At 60.8% G+C, this 20,095-nt stretch carries 23 protein-coding genes; 13 read left to right on the top strand and 10 right to left on the bottom strand.

Features of this window, described 5'->3' with window-relative positions:
- Positions 1-104: 104 nt before the first annotated feature.
- From ACM6JQ_RS29190 to ACM6JQ_RS29170, 5 genes are all read right to left on the bottom strand, one after another.
- Entirely contained in the window at positions 105-803 is a 699-nt protein-coding gene (locus ACM6JQ_RS29190; RefSeq protein WP_007910962.1) for an OmpW/AlkL family protein, read from the bottom strand.
- A 248-nt stretch (positions 804-1,051) separates the two neighbouring features.
- Positions 1,052-1,570 (bottom strand): DUF3299 domain-containing protein, encoded by a 519-nt coding sequence (locus tag ACM6JQ_RS29185; RefSeq protein ID WP_007910961.1) that lies wholly within the window; start codon positions 1,568-1,570, stop codon positions 1,052-1,054.
- 11 nt (positions 1,571-1,581) lie between these two features.
- Positions 1,582-2,847, bottom strand: coding sequence for an ABC transporter permease (locus tag ACM6JQ_RS29180; protein ID WP_095122172.1), 1,266 nt, complete (start codon positions 2,845-2,847; stop codon positions 1,582-1,584).
- 1 nt (position 2,848) lies between these two features.
- Positions 2,849-3,559 carry an ABC transporter ATP-binding protein gene (locus ACM6JQ_RS29175; protein ID WP_016984101.1) on the bottom strand — a complete coding sequence of 237 codons (711 nt, stop codon included), beginning with the start codon at positions 3,557-3,559 and terminating at the stop codon, positions 2,849-2,851.
- A gap of 139 nt (positions 3,560-3,698) precedes the next feature.
- Positions 3,699-4,298: a DUF2796 domain-containing protein gene (locus tag ACM6JQ_RS29170; RefSeq protein WP_414895101.1), complete on the bottom strand. Its 600-nt coding sequence runs from the start codon at positions 4,296-4,298 to the stop codon at positions 3,699-3,701.
- A gap of 135 nt (positions 4,299-4,433) precedes the next feature.
- Here ACM6JQ_RS29170 and ACM6JQ_RS29165 point away from each other — a divergent pair, with 135 nt between their 5' ends.
- Positions 4,434-4,793 (top strand): hypothetical protein, encoded by a 360-nt coding sequence (locus ACM6JQ_RS29165; protein WP_123375849.1) that lies wholly within the window; start codon positions 4,434-4,436, stop codon positions 4,791-4,793.
- A gap of 88 nt (positions 4,794-4,881) precedes the next feature.
- Here ACM6JQ_RS29165 and trxA read toward each other — a convergent pair whose 3' ends face one another.
- The 3 genes from trxA to ACM6JQ_RS29150 all read right to left on the bottom strand — a co-directional run bounded on the left by trxA (position 4,882) and on the right by ACM6JQ_RS29150 (position 7,067).
- Positions 4,882-5,754: a thioredoxin gene (trxA, locus tag ACM6JQ_RS29160; RefSeq protein ID WP_414895100.1), complete on the bottom strand. Its 873-nt coding sequence runs from the start codon at positions 5,752-5,754 to the stop codon at positions 4,882-4,884.
- 198 nt (positions 5,755-5,952) lie between these two features.
- Positions 5,953-6,606 carry a class I SAM-dependent methyltransferase gene (locus ACM6JQ_RS29155; RefSeq protein WP_414895099.1) on the bottom strand — a complete coding sequence of 218 codons (654 nt, stop codon included), beginning with the start codon at positions 6,604-6,606 and terminating at the stop codon, positions 5,953-5,955.
- The gene (locus ACM6JQ_RS29150; RefSeq protein ID WP_123375935.1) at positions 6,603-7,067 is read right to left on the bottom strand and encodes a YbaY family lipoprotein; all 465 of its coding nucleotides are present in this window, start codon (positions 7,065-7,067) and stop codon (positions 6,603-6,605) included. The genes ACM6JQ_RS29155 and ACM6JQ_RS29150 overlap by 4 nt, the downstream gene beginning before the upstream one ends.
- A 128-nt stretch (positions 7,068-7,195) precedes the next feature.
- Between ACM6JQ_RS29150 and nrdR the strand changes: the two genes are divergently transcribed.
- The 12 genes from nrdR (at position 7,196) to ACM6JQ_RS29090 (ending at position 16,026) form a co-directional block, all read left to right on the top strand.
- Complete coding sequence (gene nrdR, locus ACM6JQ_RS29145; protein WP_007910946.1) at positions 7,196-7,660, top strand: transcriptional regulator NrdR; 465 nt, start codon at positions 7,196-7,198, stop codon at positions 7,658-7,660.
- The gene (gene ribD, locus ACM6JQ_RS29140; RefSeq protein ID WP_414895098.1) at positions 7,657-8,790 is read left to right on the top strand and encodes a bifunctional diaminohydroxyphosphoribosylaminopyrimidine deaminase/5-amino-6-(5-phosphoribosylamino)uracil reductase RibD; all 1,134 of its coding nucleotides are present in this window, start codon (positions 7,657-7,659) and stop codon (positions 8,788-8,790) included. The genes nrdR and ribD overlap by 4 nt, the downstream gene beginning before the upstream one ends.
- Before the next feature lie 47 nt (positions 8,791-8,837).
- Positions 8,838-9,515, top strand: coding sequence for a riboflavin synthase (locus ACM6JQ_RS29135; RefSeq protein ID WP_414895097.1), 678 nt, complete (start codon positions 8,838-8,840; stop codon positions 9,513-9,515).
- Between the two features lie 16 nt (positions 9,516-9,531).
- Positions 9,532-10,623, top strand: a complete 1,092-nt coding sequence (gene ribBA / locus ACM6JQ_RS29130) for a bifunctional 3,4-dihydroxy-2-butanone-4-phosphate synthase/GTP cyclohydrolase II (RefSeq protein ID WP_007910939.1) — start codon at positions 9,532-9,534, stop codon at positions 10,621-10,623.
- A gap of 91 nt (positions 10,624-10,714) precedes the next feature.
- A complete protein-coding gene (gene ribE, locus ACM6JQ_RS29125; RefSeq protein WP_003228649.1) occupies positions 10,715-11,191 on the top strand; it encodes a 6,7-dimethyl-8-ribityllumazine synthase in 477 nt (158 codons plus the stop codon).
- Positions 11,188-11,688 (top strand): transcription antitermination factor NusB, encoded by a 501-nt coding sequence (gene nusB / locus ACM6JQ_RS29120; protein ID WP_007910937.1) that lies wholly within the window; start codon positions 11,188-11,190, stop codon positions 11,686-11,688. The genes ribE and nusB overlap by 4 nt, the downstream gene beginning before the upstream one ends.
- A gap of 27 nt (positions 11,689-11,715) precedes the next feature.
- On the top strand, positions 11,716-12,681 hold the full coding sequence (thiL, locus tag ACM6JQ_RS29115) for a thiamine-phosphate kinase (RefSeq protein WP_123375853.1): 966 nt from the start codon (positions 11,716-11,718) through the stop codon (positions 12,679-12,681).
- On the top strand, positions 12,678-13,181 hold the full coding sequence (locus tag ACM6JQ_RS29110; RefSeq protein ID WP_007910933.1) for a phosphatidylglycerophosphatase A: 504 nt from the start codon (positions 12,678-12,680) through the stop codon (positions 13,179-13,181). Before thiL ends, ACM6JQ_RS29110 begins: the two co-directional genes overlap by 4 nt.
- Positions 13,182-13,218: 37 nt before the next feature.
- Positions 13,219-13,971, top strand: a complete 753-nt coding sequence (locus ACM6JQ_RS29105) for a substrate-binding periplasmic protein (protein ID WP_414895096.1) — start codon at positions 13,219-13,221, stop codon at positions 13,969-13,971.
- A gap of 221 nt (positions 13,972-14,192) precedes the next feature.
- Positions 14,193-14,810, top strand: a complete 618-nt coding sequence (ribA, locus tag ACM6JQ_RS29100; RefSeq protein WP_016984117.1) for a GTP cyclohydrolase II — start codon at positions 14,193-14,195, stop codon at positions 14,808-14,810.
- The gene (locus ACM6JQ_RS29095) at positions 14,807-15,226 is read left to right on the top strand and encodes an MFS transporter (protein ID WP_122661425.1); all 420 of its coding nucleotides are present in this window, start codon (positions 14,807-14,809) and stop codon (positions 15,224-15,226) included. The genes ribA and ACM6JQ_RS29095 overlap by 4 nt, the downstream gene beginning before the upstream one ends.
- Positions 15,226-16,026 (top strand): cobalamin-binding protein, encoded by an 801-nt coding sequence (locus tag ACM6JQ_RS29090; protein WP_095114003.1) that lies wholly within the window; start codon positions 15,226-15,228, stop codon positions 16,024-16,026. The genes ACM6JQ_RS29095 and ACM6JQ_RS29090 overlap by 1 nt, the downstream gene beginning before the upstream one ends.
- A gap of 114 nt (positions 16,027-16,140) precedes the next feature.
- Here the strand turns inward: ACM6JQ_RS29090 and ACM6JQ_RS29085 are convergent, their stop codons facing one another.
- Positions 16,141-18,027 (bottom strand): TonB-dependent receptor domain-containing protein, encoded by a 1,887-nt coding sequence (locus tag ACM6JQ_RS29085; protein ID WP_095114004.1) that lies wholly within the window; start codon positions 18,025-18,027, stop codon positions 16,141-16,143.
- A 139-nt stretch (positions 18,028-18,166) separates the two neighbouring features.
- Positions 18,167-20,065: a 1-deoxy-D-xylulose-5-phosphate synthase gene (gene dxs, locus ACM6JQ_RS29080; RefSeq protein ID WP_095114005.1), complete on the bottom strand. Its 1,899-nt coding sequence runs from the start codon at positions 20,063-20,065 to the stop codon at positions 18,167-18,169.
- Positions 20,066-20,095: the final 30 nt, after the last annotated feature.

Below are 20,095 nucleotides of genomic sequence, written 5' to 3'. Positions count from 1 at the left end.
AAGGGGATGTTATCCCCCGATCAACTGCGTACGGTCGCCGTCAGTTCTATGCCTGCTCACCACCAAGCCTCATCCACCACCACGTGAACGTTCGATAACTCGACTTAGAACTTATAGCCCAAACCAACCATGTAGATGAACGGATCCACATCGACATTTACCCGTGCGCGTGTGCCTGGGGCAACGGCGTTGTTCTCGACGGTGGCGCGGGTGTCGATGTCGATGTAACGCACTTGGGCGTTGAGCATGATGTTGTCGGTCAGCATGTAGTCGGCACCGACCTGCCAGGCCAGACCCCAGGAGTTTTTCGCCTTGAAGTTGCTGAAACCGTTGGCACTCGCTTCGCTGCCGACGTGTTCGTCATAGATCCAGGTGTAGTTGATACCACCACCGACATACGGCTGGAACGGCGACTTCGAGTCCAGCGGGTAGTAGACGACGCTGAGGGTTGGCGGCAGGTGTTTCAGGGTACCGAGCTTGCCGTTGGCCGCTGGCAGGGCAGTGCCTTTGAGCTTGACGTCATGCTCGAACGGCGTCGCCGCGAGCAATTCGAGGCCGACGTGGTCGGTGAGCATGTAGGCGAAGTTCAGACCCAGTTGCGTGTCGCTGCTCATGGTCGCCTTGCCGCCCAGATTGGTGCCGCTCAACGGACCCTGATCGACCTTGACGCTGGAACTGTCGGCCTTCGGGTTGACGGTGATCGCACCGGCGCGGATGAGGATGTCACCGGCTTCGTGGGCGTGGGCGAGCGGGGCTGCGAGCGCGAGGGCAAACAGCGAGGCGCTGAGCAAGGACTTGTTCATGGGGGCTCCGAAAGGACGTTAGAAATGTCTGATGTCCTATGGTACGAAGCCAACTGATACGGTCTTTTGACTCAGCTCAATGAAACAGTGAAGGGGCGGGTTTCTGTGCAACCTTGAGGGCCCCATCGCTGGCAAGCCAGCTCCCACAGGTTCCGTTGGTGTTCACGAAATATGTGAACGACTCGATCCCCGTGGGAGCTGGCTTGCCAGCGATGGGGCCCTTACAAACAGCATAAAATTATCGGGATTCACTCCGGCAGCTCATACACATAAATCTTGTCGGCATCCATCTGATACCCGGCATCCGCCAGTTCGCTGCTCGACGCCTTGACCTGCAACGGTCCCTCGACCCAATACGGCTGATACAGCTCATCGAGCTTCACGCCCAACTCGCTTTTCACATGCACAATCTGGTTCGACGGCGGTGGCGGCACGTGGATGCAGGCGCCGAAATACGGCACCAGCAAAAAGTCCGTGGTGCGTCCTTCTTCATTGACTTCCAGAGGCACGATGTAGCCCGGCAAACGAATGTTCTGCCCGTCGAGTGCCTGCACCACCGGCGCGTCCGGCAGGTCCTGCTTCGCCGCTGGCGCGGACTCGGCAGACAACGCATCGCCCATCTTCGACAGGTCGTGCAGCGGCGTCATGTTCGGCACTTCCGGCGCGGCGTCCGGTGGAATCATTTCCGACCACGTCAGGTCTTTCGGCGCTGCTGCCCACACGGGCAGGGCGATCAGCAACAGCAGCGCGAGTGCAGCGCGGGGCATGGTGAACATCCTCATAAACGGATCGACAGGCCATCGGCCAGGGATTGGCGATAAGCGCGCCAGGCCGGCACGCTGCCCATCAGCAGCGCGGCCGCCAGAATGCCACCGAGCAGCGTCCATTCATACTCGCTCGGCCACGCCAGCGGCAGGTACAAACCGTAATTGGCCTGTACATAACCCTGCGCAGCGGCGATACCGATGTACAACAACGCAACGCCGGCAATCACCCCGGTCAGCGCCAGGGCAAACGCCTCGAGCACCAGCAGACTCGCGATATGCCACGGCCGCGCCCCGACCGAACGCAGAATCGCCATCTCGCGGCGACGCTCGTTGAGGCTGGTGAGAATCGCTGTGAGCATGCCGATCAACCCGGTCAACACCACAAACAACGAGACCACGAACAGCGCTTTTTCAGCGGTACTCATCAGGCTCCACAACTCTTGCAACGCCACGCCCGGCAGAATCGCCAGCATCGGTTCGCCACGGAATTCATTGATCTCGCGTTGCAGCGCAAACGTGGAAATCTTGCTGTTGAGGCCGAGCATAAACGCGGTGATCGCTTGCGGCGTCAGGTCCATGTTGCGTGCCTGATCGGCGCTGATTCGGCCGTTACCTCGCGCCGGTACGCCGTTATGCCAGTCGATGTGAATCGCCTCCATGCCGCCGAGGCTGATGTGCAAGGTGCGATCGACCGGGGTGCCGGTGCGCTTGAGAATGCCGACCACGGTGAACGGTTTGTCGTCGTGCTTGACCAGACTGATCGCGGCCACGCCGTGGGCCAGCACCAGTTTGTCACCGAGCTTGTAATGCAGCGCATCTGCGACCTCGGCACCCAGCACCACTTCAAACGGGTCCGTCGCAAACGCGCGGCCGTCGGCCAGTGCCAGGTGTTGCTGGCGACCGTACTGGTAATGCTCGAAATACGCTTCGGTGGTGCCCATCACGCGATAACCGCGATGGGAGTCGCCGAGGGACATCGGAATCGCCCACTTCACTTTCGGGTTGCTGGCGAAGTGTTCGAAGCTGTCCCAGCGGATGTTGTTGGTGGCGTTGCCGATACGGAACACCGAGTACAGCAGCAGATTTACCGAGCCGGAGCGTGCGCCGACGATCAGGTCGGTGCCACTGATGGTGCTGGCAAAACTGGCTTTGGCTTCGGTGCGCACTCGTTCAACGGCAAGCAGCAAACAGACCGACAGAGCGATCGCAAATGCGGTGAGCAGAGCAGTAAAGCGGCGGTTGGCCAGGCTGGCCATGGCCAGACGAAACAGATACATCTCAGACCTCGGCAGACGTGGCGGCGCGATTGAGTTCGGCCAGGGACAGGTGACGGTCGAACAGTGGCGCCAGGCTCTGGTCATGGCTGACGAACAGCAGACTGGAACCGGCCTCGCGGCATTCGGCGAACAGCAGGCGGATGAAGTTTTCCCGGGCGTCGTAGTCCAATGCCGAGGTCGGTTCGTCGGCAATCACCAATTCAGGCTGGCCGATCAATGCGCGTGCGGCAGCGACCCGTTGTTGCTGGCCGATCGACAGCGAGTCGGCGCGGCGGCTGAGGATGCTTTCATCTTTCAATCCCAAGTGGGCGAGCAGGGTAGCGGCGGCTTGATCGACGCTGCCGTGGCGCTGTTTCGCTCGTTGCGCACGCAGTTTCGAGAAGTGGCACGGCAGCTCAACGTTCTCGCGCACCGAGAGAAACGGTAGCAAGTTGAACTGCTGGAAAATGTAGCCGGTGTGATCGACACGGAAGGTATCGCGAGCGCCGGCGGAGAGTTCGGTGAGTTCCTGGCCGAGCAGACGAATGCTGCCGCGACCGGGTTTCTGCACACCACCGAGCAGGCCGAGCAGGGTGGTCTTGCCGCTGCCGCTGGGGCCTTTGAGGAACAGGGTTTCACCAGCTTCCAGACGAAACGCCGGGATGTCCAGCAACGGCGGATGACCGGGCCAGTTGAAGCCCAGGTCGGACAGTTCGATGAGTGCTTGGGTCATGGCACCAGTTTCATGAGGTGAACACATTTCCCCCTGTAGGAGCTGCCGAAGGCTGCGATCTTTTGATCTTGGTTTTTTACAATCAAAAGATCGCAGCCTCGTTTCACTCGACAGCTCCTACAGGGGATTTACGGTGTGATCAGAATTTCAGGGCTGCAGCCTTGGCCGTCACTTCGGTACCTTGCTGGCCGCTGGCGCTGATCAGTTGTACCTGAATTTTCTGCGTCGCCGGGAAGGTCTTGAAGACGTTCGCCAGATCGAGGGTCTTCAGCGCGCCCGGTGTGGCGCAGTTGAACTGATAGTGCGCGTGGATTTCGCTGTGGTCGTGGTGATGCTCGTGGCCGTCCTTGTCCGCTTCATCGTCGTCATGATCATCGGCATCCGGCTTGTCGCCGAACAACGGGCTTTCCAGTTCCTGACTGACCACTTTGCAAGCGGCAGCGGCGGGCAGGCTGAACAGGGCCAGCGGTTTTTCCAGTTGCGCGCGGGCGGCAGCGACTTTGGCCTTGTCGGCATCGCTGGTGGCGACGTGTTCGAAACCGACGAGGTTCATCGCCGGGCTTTCCAGCTCAAGCTCCAGGGTTTGACCATCGAGCGCCGCGTTCAACCGACCGACGCCGTGTTCATGCGCGCCGAGGCTGCCGTGTTCATGGTCGTGATCGTGGTCATGCTCATCGGCAGCATGGGCGATGGCCAGCGGCAACAGGGCAAACGGCAAAGCGAGCAGCAGACGACGCATGGCGGTCTCCGGGAAGTAAAGTGAAGAGTTTGTTATGTAATCTTATAACGAAAGTGCGCAGAGTTTGCCCGTGCGCTTGGCGTTGCACAAGTCCCGTGGGAGCATGCAGGTCAGAAAAGTGCAGGAGCGAACTCAATGTTGCGGATACGCGGAACCGTCGGCGACATGCCGGTGGATTTGACTGTTGAACTGGATGACGGCGATTGGGCGAAGCTCGGTTCAGCGCTGAATGGGCAGGCGCCGGTCGCTCAATCTGAGGCGGTCGCATCAGCCCCGGCGGCGAAACCGCTGAATCAGGACGATGCCTTGTGGCAGGTCGCCAAGGACCTGTTGCGCAAGGCCGGGCAACTGAGCGGGCCGGATCTGCTCGATCAGCTGGAAGGGCTGACCGGCAGCGCGGCAGCGGGCAAGCGCTTGCTGGTGCGTTTGCGCCATAGCTCGGACGTGAAAGTGGTGAGCGGCGGGGATACACCGCTCTACAGCTGGATCGAGTGAGTTGCAAAAGATTGCAGCCTGCGGCAGCTCCTACAAGGGTGTACACGATCCCAATGTAGGAGCTGCCGCAGGCTGCGATCTTTTGATCTTAATAAAGCGCAGCAAACATCTTGCGGCGGTACACCGTCACCAGCGGATGATCATTGCCCAGCAACTCGAACACCTGCAGCAAGGTTTTGTGCGGCAGACCTTCGCCATAGTTGCGGTTGCGGATGAACAGCTTCAGTAGTGCATCCAGCGCCGCCTCGTATTGCTGACGCGCCAGTTGCTGGATCGCCAGTTGATACACCGCTTCATCGTCCTGCGGATCTTTCGCCAGGCGCGCTTTCAGGTCGGCGGTATCCGGCAGATCACGCGCCAGGCCAAGGAATTTGATCTGCGCCTTGGCGCCGGCCAGTGCGGCTTTGTGCTCATCACTCTTGACCGCATCCAGCACGGTTTGCGCTTCGTCCAGCTCGCCGCGTTCAGTCAGGCAGCGCGCGTAGAGGATTAGCGCCTTGGCGTTAGTGTTGTCTTCGGTGAGCATCACCACCAGCGCCGCTTCGGCGTCGGCGTAACGACCGTCATCGAACAATGCCTGAGCCTGCTCGAACGGATCGGCCGCGGCCGGTGGCGGCATTTGCACGTGCGGCTCAAGCAAGGCACGCACGGCGGATTCCGGTTGCGCACCGGCAAAACCGTCGACCGGTTGACCGTCCTTGAACAGCACCACGGTTGGCAGGCTGCGAATACCGAAGCGGGCGACGATGTCCTGCTCGATATCGCAGTTGACCTTGGCCAGCAGCAACTCGCCCTGATAGCTCTCGGCAATGCTTTGCAGCATCGGCATCAGCGCCTTGCACGGCGCACACCATTCGGCCCAGAAATCCACCAGCACCGGTTTGTTGAAGGAAGCCTCGATCACCGACTGGTCGAAATCGGCCGTCGTGGCGTCGAAGATGTATGGCGTTTGCTCGCTCATGGGGGATCTCGTCAAAGCGTGGATGGGGCAACTATACGGCTTGGCGGGGTGTGGCCGGAAGCGGGGCAGATTTGAGAGGTGTATCGCTAGGCAGGACGCCATCGCTGGCAAGCCAGCTCCCACAGGGTTCTGTGTCGTATACGAAATGTTGGTTCGACTCGGTCACTGTGGGAGCTGGCTTGCCAGCGATGCTTTTGGCTAGCGCCGCGCGTGGTACAGGCTGACATGCCGAAATTCCTCAGGCTCCGCCAGATCCGGCAAGGTCAACGCCTCAAGCATTTCAATGCGCTCATACAACGGATGGCGAAAATCCCTGACCCGCGAATCCGCCACCAACGCCTCTCGCCCACGGCTCAAAAACGCATCGAGCAACGGCAGATTCGCCCGGTCATACAACACATCCGCCACCAGAATCAGATCAAAGCGATCGGCTTCGGCAAAAAAATCCGTCGAATAACCCATCTCGACATCATTCAACGCGGCATTCGCCCGGCAGGCGGAAATCGCCAGCGGATCGAGATCGCACGCCACCACCTCCACAGCCCCGGCTTTCACCGCCGCAATCCCGGCAATCCCGGAACCCGCGCCGAAATCCAGCACGCGTTTACCGCGCACCCACTCGGGAAACTCTGCAAGATAACGCGCCACCGCCAGACCGCTGGCCCAGCAGAAACCCCAATACGGTGGCTCGTGCAGAATTCGCTGAATTTCTTCCTGACTGAATTCGCGATCCATGTTGTCGCCATCGATCAGCCACAACTGCAAATCAGTGTCGTGCAAGGCACAGACCTTGAGTCTGGCGTCGCCGAGCAATTCACCCAGCGCCTGTTGCAGGTCGAGCGGTGCATTCATGGTGCTTTGACAAATTGCAGTTGGCCCAACGCCTGAGTGGTTGGCTGGCTGATGGTTTGCGACGGCAAATGCAGGATCAGCTGGCCGGACTGGCTGGCGCGGCCACGCAGCTCGACCCGCGCACCGGCCGGAAAAGCATCCGGGTTGAAGCGCAGGCGGAATGGCAGGATCTGGTTGTTGCCGATCAGGCTGGAACTGGCGAGCAATTGTTGCGGGCGATCCTTTTCGTCGATCACCAGCAGCGCCAATTCCACTTCGGCACCGGCCGGCACTCCTTGCAGGGTGCCGCTCAATTCGCGTTGATAGGCCGGCAGCGGACCGAGGTCGGCGGCTTCCTTGGCTTTTTTCTGTGCCTGTTGCGGCGCAGGGCCCGGCGTTGGCGGCTGAGGCTTGGGTGCATCGCTGCCACAGGCCACCAGCAGGCTGAAAAGACTGAGCAAAACGAGCGGACGTAACGGCATTGGATGCTCCGGCAAAATGAAATCCATGGATCAAACGATCATGCCGTTCTGTATACCGCAAAGCCTATGGCTTGTCTTGCCACCGGGATGCGCTACCATGGCCCTCCCTTTTTTTGTTGCCAGCCACCATGCACTGTCCCTTCTGCGGTGCCAACGACACCAAGGTCATCGACTCGCGTCTGGTCGCCGAGGGCGAACAGGTGCGCCGCCGGCGTGAATGCCTGGCCTGCGGCGAACGTTTCACGACGTTCGAGACGGCCGAACTGGTGTTGCCGCGCCTGATCAAAACCGATGGCAGCCGCCAACCGTTCGACGAAGAAAAACTCCGCGCCGGCATGCAACGCGCGCTGGAGAAACGTCCGGTGAGCGTCGAGCGCCTCGAATCCTCTCTGGTTCACATCAAGCACAAGCTGCGCGCCACCGGCGAGCGCGAGGTCAAATCCCTCGTGGTCGGCGAACTGGTCATGGCCGAGTTGCAAAAGCTTGATGAAGTTGCCTACATCCGTTTCGCTTCGGTGTACAAGCGCTTTCAGGACCTCAACGAGTTCCGCGAAGAAATCGACCGCCTCGCCCGCGAACCGGTGAAAGAATGACCACCGCCGCCGAGCAGGCCATCCTCGACGCCCACTTCATGGCGCGCGCGCTGGAACTGGCGCGCAAAGGTCACTACACCACCCATCCCAATCCTCGGGTTGGCTGCGTGGTGGTGCGTGACGGGCAGATTGTCGGCGAAGGCTGGCATGAACGCGCCGGCGAACCGCACGCCGAAGTCCATGCCCTGCGCGCCGCCGGTGAGCTTGCCCGGGGCGCGACCGCTTATGTAACTCTCGAACCGTGCAGCCACCATGGCCGCACACCGCCGTGTGCCGATGCGCTGGTGAATGCTGGCGTAGGCCGCGTGGTCGCAGCGATGCGTGATCCGAATCCACAAGTGGCTGGGCGTGGTTTGCAGCGCTTGACCGATGCCGGCATCGCCACTGAAAGCGGTGTGCTCGAAGCCGAAGCGCGCAAGCTCAATCAAGGTTTTCTGAAACGCATGGAACACGGCTTGCCGTTCGTGCGGGTCAAGTTGGCCATGAGCCTCGATGGTCGCACGGCAATGGAGAGCGGCGAGAGTCAATGGATCACCGGTCCCGCTGCTCGTTCGGCAGTCCAGCGTTTGCGCGCTCAGGCCGCCGTGGTGCTGACCGGCGCCGACACAGTGCTGGCCGATGGCGCGCGGTTGACTGTGCGGGCCGACGAGTTGGGTCTGGATGCCGAACAAACCGCATTGGCCATGAGCCGTCCACCACTGCGCGTGCTGATCGATGGACGCCTGCGGGTGCCGCTGGATGCGCCGTTCTTCAAGGCCGGCCCGGCGTTGGTCGCCACCTGTGTCGCGATCGAAGAGCAATACGCTCACGGCCCCGAGTGCCTGATCGTGCCGGGTGATGACGGTCAGGTCGATCTGCATCAGTTGCTGATTGAACTGGCCAACCGTGGCGTCAATGAGGTGCTGGTTGAAGCCGGCCCGCGTCTGGCCGGCGCTTTTGCTCAGCTTGGTCTGGTCGACGAATTCGTGATCTTCATCGCCGGCAAGTTCCTCGGTTCTTCGGCGCGTCCGCTGCTCGACTGGCCGTTGGCCTATATGAAGGACGCTCCCGAGCTGAAAATCACTGAAATTCGTGCGGTGGGCGATGACTGGCGAGTCACTGCCATCCCTGCTCGACCGGCGAGCGTATAATTCCCGGCCATCGCGTTAGCGCTGGCTCAGTTCTCAAGGAGAACCCCATGTTTACCGGCATCATCGAATCCATCGGCAGTATCCGCGCACTGACCCCAAAGGGCGGTGATGTGCGGGTCCACGTCGCCACCGGCAAGCTCGACCTGAGCGACGTCAAACTCGGCGACAGCATCGCGGTCAACGGCGTTTGCCTGACTGCCGTTGAACTGCCGGGCGACGGCTTTGCCGCCGACGTCAGCCGTGAAACACTTGACTGCACCGCCATGAATGACCTGAAAAGCGGCAGCCCGGTCAATCTGGAAAAAGCCCTGACCCCGACCACCCGTCTCGGCGGGCATCTGGTCAGCGGTCACGTCGACGGCGTCGGCGAAATCGTCTCGCGCAGCGACAACGCCCGCGCCGTGGAATTTCGCATCCGCGCGCCGAAAGAATTGGCCAAGTACATCGCCCATAAAGGCTCGATCACCGTCGACGGCACCAGCCTGACCGTGAACGCCGTCGATGGCGCCGAGTTCATGCTGACGATCATTCCGCACACTCTGAGCGAAACCATTATGGCGTCGTACACGCCGGGTCGCCGGGTGAATCTGGAGGTCGATTTGCTGGCGCGCTATCTGGAGCGCCTTCTGCTTGGCGACAAGGCTGCAGAAACGGGCTCGTCACAAAAGCCTGGCGGCACCATCACCGAAAGCTTTCTGGCCGCCAACGGCTATCTCAAATCCTGACTGAAGGGGGTGCCTTGTGGCGCTCAATAGCATCGAAGAACTGGTTGAAGACATCCGCCAAGGCAAGATGGTCATCCTCATGGATGACGAAGACCGCGAGAACGAAGGCGACCTGATCATGGCCGCCGAATGCTGCCAGGCCGAGCACATCAATTTCATGGCCAAGCACGCCCGTGGCCTGATCTGCATGCCGATGAGCCGCGAGCGCTGCGAACTGTTGAAGCTGCCACTGATGGCGCCACGCAACGGTTCCGGTTTCGGTACCAAGTTCACCGTTTCGATCGAAGCCGCCGAGGGCGTGACCACCGGCATCTCCGCCGCTGATCGTGCGCGCACCGTGCAAGCGGCTGCCGCCAAGGATGCCAAGGCTGAAGACATCGTCAGCCCGGGCCACATCTTCCCGCTGATGGCGCAGGCCGGCGGCACCCTCGCTCGCGCCGGCCATACCGAAGCCGCTTGCGACCTGGCGCGCATGGCCGGTTTCGAGCCAAGTGGCGTGATCTGCGAAGTGATGAACGACGACGGCACCATGTCTCGTCGTGCCGAACTCGAAGAGTTTGCCGCTGAACACAACATCAAGATCGGCACCATCGCCGACCTGATTCACTACCGGATGATCCACGAACGTACCGTTCAGCGGATTGCCGAGCAGCCACTGGACAGCGAACTGGGCCAATTCAACCTGGTGACCTATCGTGATTCCGTGGAAGGCGACGTGCACATGGCGCTGACCCTGGGCACTGTTTGCGCCGAAGAACCAACGCTGGTTCGCGTGCACAACATGGATCCGCTGCGCGACCTGTTGATGGTCAAGCAACCGGGCCGCTGGAGCCTGCGCGCCGCCATGGCTGCGGTTGCCGAGGCGGGCAGCGGTGTGGTGCTGTTGCTCGGTCACCCGCTCGACGGCGACGTGCTGCTGGCACATATCCGTGAAACCGGCGATCAGGCCGCGCCGAAAAAACCGACGACTTACAGCATCGTCGGTGCCGGTTCGCAGATCCTGCGCGACCTTGGTGTGCGCAAAATGCGTTTGATGTCTGCACCAATGAAATTTAATGCGATATCCGGTTTCGATCTGGAAGTTGTAGAATACGTGCCCTCCGAATAATGACCGGTTGTTTCCGGACCCGAATTCGCGGCAAATAAATCACTGAGGGACGCGTAGCAGACGCGTCCCGGCTCTTTAAGAGAACTGACGAATGACCCTGAAGACCATCGAAGGTACCTTCATCGCCCCTAAAGGCCGCTACGCTTTGGTAGTGGGCCGCTTCAACAGCTTCGTCGTTGAAAGCCTGGTCAGCGGTGCAGTTGATGCCCTGGTTCGCCACGGCGTGAGCGAAAGCGACATCACCATCATCCGCGCACCTGGCGCCTTCGAAATCCCGCTGGTTGCGCAGAAAGTCGCCCAGAAAGGCGAGTTCGCTGCAATCATTGCGCTGGGCGCGGTCATTCGTGGCGGCACCCCGCACTTCGAATACGTGGCAGGCGAGTGCACCAAGGGTCTGGCCCAGGTCTCCATGGAGTTCGGCGTTCCGGTTGCTTTCGGCGTCCTGACCGTTGATTCCATCGAGCAAGCCATCGAACGTTCCGGCACCAAGGCCGGTAACAAAGGTGCCGAAGCTGCCCTGTCCGCTCTGGAAATGGTCAGCCTGCTGGCGCAGTTGGAGGCCAAGTGATTAGCGACGAAAGCGATCGTTTCAACCCGCGCGATCCGAAACCTGCGGATGCCGGCAAGCCCTCGAAAAGCGTCAAGCGTCGCGAAGCCCGTCAGCTCGCGACTCAAGCGCTGTACCAGTGGCACATGGCCCGGCAATCGCTGAACGAGATCGAAGCGCAGTTTCGCGTTGATAACGATTTCACCGATGTCGATGGTGCTTACTTCCGTGAAATCCTCCACGGGGTTCCGCAGTTCAAGACTGAAATCGACACCGCTCTGACGCCTTGCCTGGATCTGGCGATCGAAGAGCTCGACCCGGTTGAACTGGCCGTTCTGCGCCTGTCGACCTGGGAGCTGCTCAAGCGCGTTGATGTGCCGTACCGCGTGGTGATCAACGAAGGTATCGAGCTGGCGAAAGTCTTCGGTTCGACCGACGGCCACAAGTTCGTCAACGGCGTACTCGACAAGCTGGCCCCGCGCCTGCGTGAAGCTGAAGTGAAGGCGTTCAAGCGCTGATCGGCGCTTGAATCCTTTGTCTCAGCCATGGGCGAGTTTGAGCTGATCCGCAATTTCTTCGCCGCCGCGCCTTGTGCGCAGGGCGGCGAAGGCGTTGCTCTGGGAATCGGCGATGACTGCGCCTTGCTCGCTGTTCCCCCTGGGGAACAGCTGGCGATCTCCACCGATACGCTGGTGGCCGGCGTGCATTTTGCCGACCCCTGCGATCCGTTTCTGCTCGGTCAGCGCTCGCTGGCCGTTGCGGTCAGCGATCTGGCCGCCATGGGCGCCGCGCCCGTTGCCTTTACCCTTGCCCTGACTGTACCGACGGTGACCGCCGATTGGCTGCAAACCTATGCCCACGGTTTGAACCGCATGGCGCAGAGCTGCGGCGTTGCGCTGGTGGGCGGCGATACCACGCGTGGACCGTTGAGCCTGACGCTAACCGTGTTTGGTCGTGTGCCTGCGGGTCAGGCGCTGACTCGCAGCGGCGCGCAACCGGGCGACTTGTTATGTGTCGGTGGTGAGCTGGGCAATGCGGCCGGCGCCTTGCCACTGGTGCTCGGTCAGCGTGAGGCCGAAGCACACATCGCCCAACCGCTGCTCGATCATTACTGGTCGCCACAACCGCAACTGGCCCTCGGCCAGGCCCTGCGTGGCAAAGCCACCTCGGCACTGGACATCTCCGACGGCTTGCTCGCCGACTGTGGCCACATTGCGCTGGCGTCGCAGGTGCGACTTGAGATTGAACGCGAGCGCGTACCGCTGTCGGATGCATTAGTAGCGTTTCTCGGTCAGCGCGGCGCCGAGCGTGCCGCGCTGAGCGGTGGCGATGATTACGTGCTGGCGTTTACGCTACCGTCCGTCGAGTTGCCGTCGCTGCTGGCCAATGGCTGGCCGATCCATGTGATCGGTCGCGTATCAGAAGGTCAGGGCGTGGTTCTGCTGGATCGCGAAGGGCACGACATCACCCCGAAAATTCGGGGTTATCAACATTTTCAGGAGACACCGTGACAGATCACCCGAAACAGGTTCCGGCCGAATTCGTTCCGCCGTCGGTCTGGCGCAATCCCTGGCATTTTCTTGCGTTCGGCTTCGGTTCCGGCACCTTGCCCAAGGCGCCGGGCACGTGGGGCTCGCTGGTTGCGCTACCCTTTATCCCGTTGTGGCAGATGCTGCCCGACTGGGGTTACTGGCTGATGCTCGGGATCACCATGCTGTTCGGCTTCTGGCTGTGCGGCAAAGTGGCTGACGATCTGCGGGTCCACGACCACGAAGGCATCGTCTGGGACGAAATGGTCGGCATGTGGATCACCCTGTGGCTGGTGCCGGAAGGCTGGTACTGGTTGCTCGCGGGTTTTCTGGTGTTCCGTTTCTTCGACATTCTCAAGCCATGGCCGATTCGCTGGATCGACCGGCATGTCCACGGTGGTGTAGGGATCATGCTCGACGACGTACTGGCCGGTGTGTTCGCTTGGCTGGCGATGCAGGGTCTGGTGTGGATTTTCGCCTGATTCCAAGGGATATCAGGGGCAAGTGAGGGGACTAGGGATGGCTCGACGCTGGTTGGCGCTAGTGGTTTTGGCTTTGCTGAGCACCGTGGCCGGTGCGCAGGAAGCTGCGCCGACGCCGACGGTCATCCATCTGGCCAGCGAAGACTGGGAAGACTACACCGCCGCCGACGGCCATGGCCTAGGCTGGGACGTGCTACGCAAGGTGTTCGAGCCGGCTGGGGTCAAGCTCGATATCCGCAGCGTGCCTTATACCCGTTCGGTCGGGCTGGTGCAGTTGAAGGAAGTCGACGCGCTGGTCGGTTCCTATCGCGACGAAGCCGAGCAGGTGTTGTATCCGCGCTGGAATTTCGATTCCGACCACATCTACGCGTTGGGCCTGGCGAGCAATCCGGTGCCGACCCAGGCGACGCTGGGCAAGTATCGACTGGCCTGGGTGCGCGGTTATCGCTACGAAAACTACTTGCCCAACATCAAGCGCTACAACCAGATCGAGCGTCGCACCGGGATTCTGTCGATGCTCAAGCAGGGGCGGGCGGATTACTACATCGATGCGCTGACCGAGATTGAAGCGGTGGTGAAAACCGCAGCCGATCCGGCACAGTATCGCTATTCGCACCTGGCCGAGCTGCCGCTGTTCCTCGGCTTTGCCGACACGCCACAGGCACGGGCGCTGATGGCGCTGTTTGACCAGCGTATGGAGCAGTTGGTGAAGAGCGGCGAGTTGAAGCCGATCTTTGAGAAGTGGCAGCAGCCGTATCCCTTCACTAGGGGCGCGACGAATCCCCTGTAGGAGCTGCGGCACGCTGCGATCTTTTGATCTTGATTCTAAAACCAGATCAAAAGATCGCAGCCTCGTTTCACTCGACAGCTCCTACAGGGATCCATGTCGACCGGGTAGTTATCAAACTTTTTGATCGTTATGCCCGATAATTCAGCCTAAGCGCCGGTAGGAACCTGCTGTTACAATGCCGGCCTGCGAATTTTCAGACTCTTTAGATCAGGAGCACACCGGTGCCTGTCGTCTTTGTCGCCGCTTCCAAGCTGCCAACGCCTTTTGCGCAATTCACCATGCACGGTTTTCTCGATGAAGCCACCGGCCGTGAGCACGTCGTGCTGAGCCTGGGTGAAATTGCCGACGGTGCCCCGGTACTCGGCCGTTTGCACTCCGAATGCCTGACCGGCGACGCCTTGTTCAGCCAGCGCTGCGACTGCGGCTCGCAACTCGAAGGCGCCCTCAAAGCCATCGCCCGTGAAGGCCGTGGCGTGTTGCTCTACCTGCGTCAGGAAGGTCGCGGCATTGGTCTGCTGAACAAGATCCGTGCTTACGAGTTGCAGGACGGCGGCGCCGACACCGTTGAAGCCAACGAACGTCTGGGCTTTGCCGCCGACCAGCGCGACTACGCCATGTGCCTGCCGATGCTCGAGCATCTGGGCGTGAAATCCCTGCGCCTGATGACCAACAACCCGCGCAAGGTCAAAGCCTTGACCGACATGGGCATCACCGTCGCCGAGCGCGTGCCGCTGCACACCGGCCACAACCCGCACAACAAGCTCTACCTGGCGACCAAGGCCAGCAAGCTCGACCACATGATGGGCAATGAGCATCAGGGCGAGGTTGATCGCGCGTGACTCGCGGTCAGGTGCGGCGCCGATTGTCGGTCGATTGGTGGAAATACCTCGCGCTGGCGCTGGTGCCGTTGTTCGTACTCAACGCGCTGTTTGGTCAGGGCGAAGGGATTCTGCCAGTACTGGCGATGCCGTTTTTCATTGCCGGCGTCGCGTCGATGTTTGTCAGCCTGAAGTTTTTCGGCCGCTACAAACATGCGCTGATCGCCACGCAAAAAGCCCTCGATACCCCGGATGAACCGGCCGCGTGGATTGCCCTCGCAGCCCGTCGTCGTGCGGCTTTTCTCGCGGCAGCTTTGCCAGCGTGGATCGGCGCACTGGCGGTGTTTGTTGGTCTTGAAGCCGTACCGTTGATGTTGCTGGCGTTGTCCACGGCGGTACTGTTTTATCTCTACCGTATCCCGCGTCAACTCGGCTGATGCGTCGTCTGTGGCTGGCGCTTCTGCTGCTGGCCGTCAGTGGCCCTGCGCTGGCGCAACTGCGGGTGGTCAGCCTCGCACCGTCGCTTTCTGAAATTGTCGTTGAGCTGGATTCGGCTGACCTGCTGGTCGGCGTGCTCGATGCCGGGGAGCGTCCTGCTGAAATTGCCAACGTCCCCTCTGTCGGCCGCTATGGCCAACTCGATATGGAACAGCTGCTGAGCCTCCAGCCTGATTTGTTGTTGCTGTGGCCCGGGAGTGTCGGCCCGGGGCAGCGCGATCAATTGAACCGTCTGGGTATCCCGACCTTCGTCGCCGAGCCGCATTCCTTCGAGCAACTCACTACCCAGATAGAAGCCATAGCCACGCAATTGGGGCGACCTGAACGTGGGGTGATACGGGCGGCGGCGTTGCGCCAACAACTCACGGAGTTGCGCCAGCGCTATCGCCGGGACCTGCCGTTGCGGGTCTTCTATCAGGTCTGGGACAAACCGCTGTACACCGTCGGTGGCGGGCAAATCATCAGTGATGCGCTGGAAGTGTGCGGGGCGCGCAATGTGTTCGCTGATTTGAGTCTGCCGGCGCCGCAGGTGAGTATTGAGGCGGTGTTGCAGCGCGATCCAGAGGTGATTCTGGCGGGGGATCAGGCGCAGTTGAATGCCTGGAAGTCGTGGTCGCAAGTAGTCGCGGTCAAACAGGGGAAATTGCTGTTGGTCACCGACAAAGGCCTTGAGCGCCCAAGTGGCCAAATGATCAGCGCTACCGCCAAACTCTGCCAATTGATCGCGCCGGACAGGTAATCCTGTAGGAGCTGCCGAAGGCTGCGATCTTTTGATTTTGCTGTTTGACTGAGTCGGAATCGCCGAAGATCAAGATCAAAAGATCGCAGCCTTCGGCAGCTCCTACAGGGGGTTTCAGTGGATTTCGGGAGTCCAGGTGACACCAAACATCCACACCCGACCTTCCTCGCGATAACCATACTGGCTGCCGTCGTAGCTGTAATTCGCCCGGCTGTAGCCTTTGTCGAAAAGGTTATCGACCTTCAGATCCAGCTTGATCTCGCGGTTCAGCGCCCAACTGCTGCGCAAGCCGAACAGCGCATAGCCACCCAGCGCCTGCTCATTTTTCAGGTCGTCATAACTGCTGCTGACCGCCTGCCAACTGGCGCCGAGGCTGACCTGATCAAACTGTCGATCCAGATCCCAACTCAACGTCCGCCGCGCACGCCGTGCCAAGGTGTGCCCGGTATCGCGATCACGCGGATCGATGATCGCCACGCCGAGGTTGCTCTGCCAGCCGAACAGTTCCTGTTTCAGCGCTGCTTCAAAGCCGTTGATTCGCGCCGAAGCGACGTTCTCCGGACGTGAGTTGCTGCCGAAGATGATCGCGTCTTCCAGGTCGGTACGGTAAATCGACGCTTCCAGGCGGCTGCTGTCGCTTAACTGACTGCGCCATTGCAGCTCGTAGCTTTTCGAGGTTTCCGGTTTCAGATCCGGATTGCTGAAGTCCGGGTAGTACAAGTCGTTGAAGGTCGGCGCGCGGAAACCTTCGCTGTAGCTCAGCAACAGATCGTTGTCCGGGTTCAGCGGCAATGTGAAGGTGCCGCTCCAAGTGTTCTGGCTACCGAACTGCTGGTTATCGTCGTGACGCAGACCCAGTTCGGTGGAGAAGCTGTCGGCCTGATAACGATGCTGGATGAATGCGGCGCGGTTCCAGCGACTGTCTTCGTCGAATGCGGTGCTGCTGTTGACGCGGTCTTCGTACCAGTCGCCGCCGAGGATCAGGCTGTTGCGTGCGTCCAGTGTCAGGTCGTTCTGCCAGTTCACCGAGTCGCGGTAGGTGTTGAACACCGTGCGTTCGTCGCTGAGCTTGTCGAGGGTCTTCTCGCGGTTCTCGGTATGGCCGAACTCGACGCGGGTTTTCCAGATTTCGTTGACCCGGGCATCGACGTAACTGCTGACACTGCTGACGTTGAAATCGCTGTAGGGCTGCTGTTGGACCGATTCGAAAGTGTTCATGTCGAAGCGGCCGAACGGGTTGTCGAACTCGCCCTTGCCCCGGTTATCCAGCAGATTGGCGCCGACTTCGATGTCATCGGTCAGCGCATGGCTGAGGCTCAGGCTGACGGATTTATTGCGGTAAGCGTCATGATCGCCATCACTTGGATACGACTCGTGAGTGCGGTCAATTCCGGCGGTTTCATCCAGGCTGGCGCCGAGGTTGAAACGGGTTTTGTCATCGCCGCCGGACAAGCCGAGACTACGCTCCCACGTCTGGTTGCTGCCGAAACCAACGTGCATCCGTGGCTGCAAACCCTGCTCGGTACCGCGGCGGGTGAAGATCTGGATCACCCCGCCAATCGCGTCGCTGCCGTAAATCACCGAACGCGAACCGCGCAGCACTTCCACCCGCTCGATCTGCTCGATGTTCAGATGCTGCAGGTTGCTGTCGCCGGACGTCGAACTGCCAATGCGCTGGCCGTCGACCAGCACCAGACTCTGCGCCGACTGCGTGCCGCGAATGTAGATCCCTGGCAGACTGCCGCGCCCGCCGGCCTGCGCCACTTGCACACCGGGAACGCGCCGCAGCAGGTCCGGCACATCGCTCGGTTGCAGGCGGTCGATGTCTTCACGGGTGAATACCGTGTTGGCGGCGCTGCTGTCGTTGCGGGCTTCGACCTGGCGGTTGGCGGAGATCAGCATGTCCGGCAGCTTCAATGCTTGATCACGTTCGAAGGTGTCGGCGAGGGCGTTGGCGGTCGGCAGCAGGAAGAAGGGCAGGGCGAGGCGCGAGAGTTTCATGGACAGTCCACTGGTGTTTCAGATGTACACAAATCAAATGTGGGAGCGAGCCTGCCCGCGAATGCGGTGTATCAGTCAGCAATGTATTGACTGACAGTCCGCTTTCGCGAGCAGGCTCGCTCCCACAAGGGTAATGCGTTTATTTGTCGAGTAAGGCCAGACGCTCACGAATCGACGCTTCGATCCCGGCCTCATCCAGCCCGCACTCGGCCAGCATCTGCGCAGGCTTGGCGTGCTCGACGTAGATATCCGGCAAGCCCAGATGCAGCATCGACTTGAGAATATTCTCGCGCGCGAGGAACTCGCTGACCGCGCCACCGGCGCCGCCCATGATCGCGTTCTCCTCGATGGTCACCAGCAATTCGTGGCTGTCGGCAATCTCGCGCACCAGCGCTTCATCCAGCGGTTTGACGAAACGCATGTCGACCACAGTGGCATCGATTTTTTCAGCGACTTTCAGCGCTTCGGCCAGTTGCACACCGAACACCAGCAAGGCGACTTTGCTGCCCTGACGACGGACGATGCCTTTACCGATTTCAATCGGCTCAAGATCTTTGTCGATGGCCGCATTCGGGCCATTGCCGCGGGGGTAACGCACAGCCGCCGGACCGTTGTACAGGTGGCCGGTGGTGAGCATTTTACGCAGTTCGTTTTCATCGCTCGGGGTCATGATGACCATGCCCGGGATGCAGCGCAGGTACGACAGATCGAAGCTGCCGGCGTGTGTCGGGCCGTCTTCGCCGACCAGACCGGCGCGGTCGATGGCGAACAGCACGTCGAGGTTCTGCACCGCGACGTCATGTACCAACTGGTCGTAACCACGTTGCAGGAATGTCGAGTAGATCGCCACCACCGGTTTTGCGCCTTCGCAGGCCATACCGGCAGCGAACGTCACGGCGTGTTGTTCGGCAATCGCCACGTCGAAATAGCGCAGTGGGAAGCGTTCGCTGAACGCCACCAGATCCGAGCCTTCCTTCATCGCCGGGGTAATCCCGACCAGACGTGGATCGACGGCAGCCATGTCGCACAGCCACTCGCCAAACACCGCTGAGTATTTCGGCCCGCTGGCCTTCTTCGGCGCGGCGGCCGGAGCGTCCAGTGGTTCGAGTTTGGTGATGGCGTGGTAACCGATCGGGTCGACTTCCGCCGGGGCGAAGCCTTTGCCTTTCTTGGTGACGATGTGCAGGAACTGCGGGCCTTTGAGGTCACGCATGTTACGTAGCGTGGCGATCAGCGTTGGCAGGTCGTGGCCGTCGATCGGGCCGATGTAGTTCCAGCCCAGCTCTTCGAATAGCGTGCCGGGGACCAGCATGCCCTTGGCGTATTCTTCGGTGCGACGAGCGATTTCCCAAGCGCCGGGCAGGCGCGACAGGACTTTCTTGCTGCCCTCACGCATGCTCGCGTAAGTGCGGCTGGAAAGGATCTTCGCCAGATAATTCGACAGACCGCCGACATTGCGCGAGATCGACATATCGTTGTCGTTGAGGATCACCAGCATGTTGGCGTTGACTTCCGGCGCGTGGTTCAGCGCCTCGAAAGCCATGCCGGCGGTCAGTGCGCCGTCGCCAATCACCGCGATTGCCTTGCGATCACTGTTCTGCAGGCGGGCGGCGATGGCCATGCCCAGTGCAGCGCTGATCGAAGTGCTGGAGTGGCCGACGCCGAAGGTGTCGTACTCGCTCTCGGCGCGACGCGGGAAGGCTGCAATGCCGTCCTTCTGGCGCAGCGATTCCATGCGCTCACGGCGACCGGTAAGGATCTTGTGCGGATACGCCTGATGACCCACGTCCCACACCAACCGGTCGTCCGGCGTGTCGAAGACGTAATGCAACGCGATGGTCAGCTCGATCACGCCCAGGCCTGCACCGAAATGCCCACCGGTCTGGCCGACCGTGTAAAGCAATTCCAGGCGCAACTCATCGGCCAGGGTTTCCAGCTCGGCTTCGCCTAACCGGCGCAGGCCGTCCGGCGTATTCGCGCGGTCGAGCAGGGGCGTGGTCGGGCGCTTGCGGGGAATCTCATGAAACGTCGTGGGCATCAGGCGAATCGTTATAGGTATAGAAGATGC

This window comes from Pseudomonas sp. IT-232MI5 (assembly GCF_949767845.1).
GTDB lineage: Bacteria > Pseudomonadota > Gammaproteobacteria > Pseudomonadales > Pseudomonadaceae > Aquipseudomonas.
Note: the sequence above shows the minus strand (reverse complement) of the source record. Positions and strands in the feature narration are given on the sequence as shown.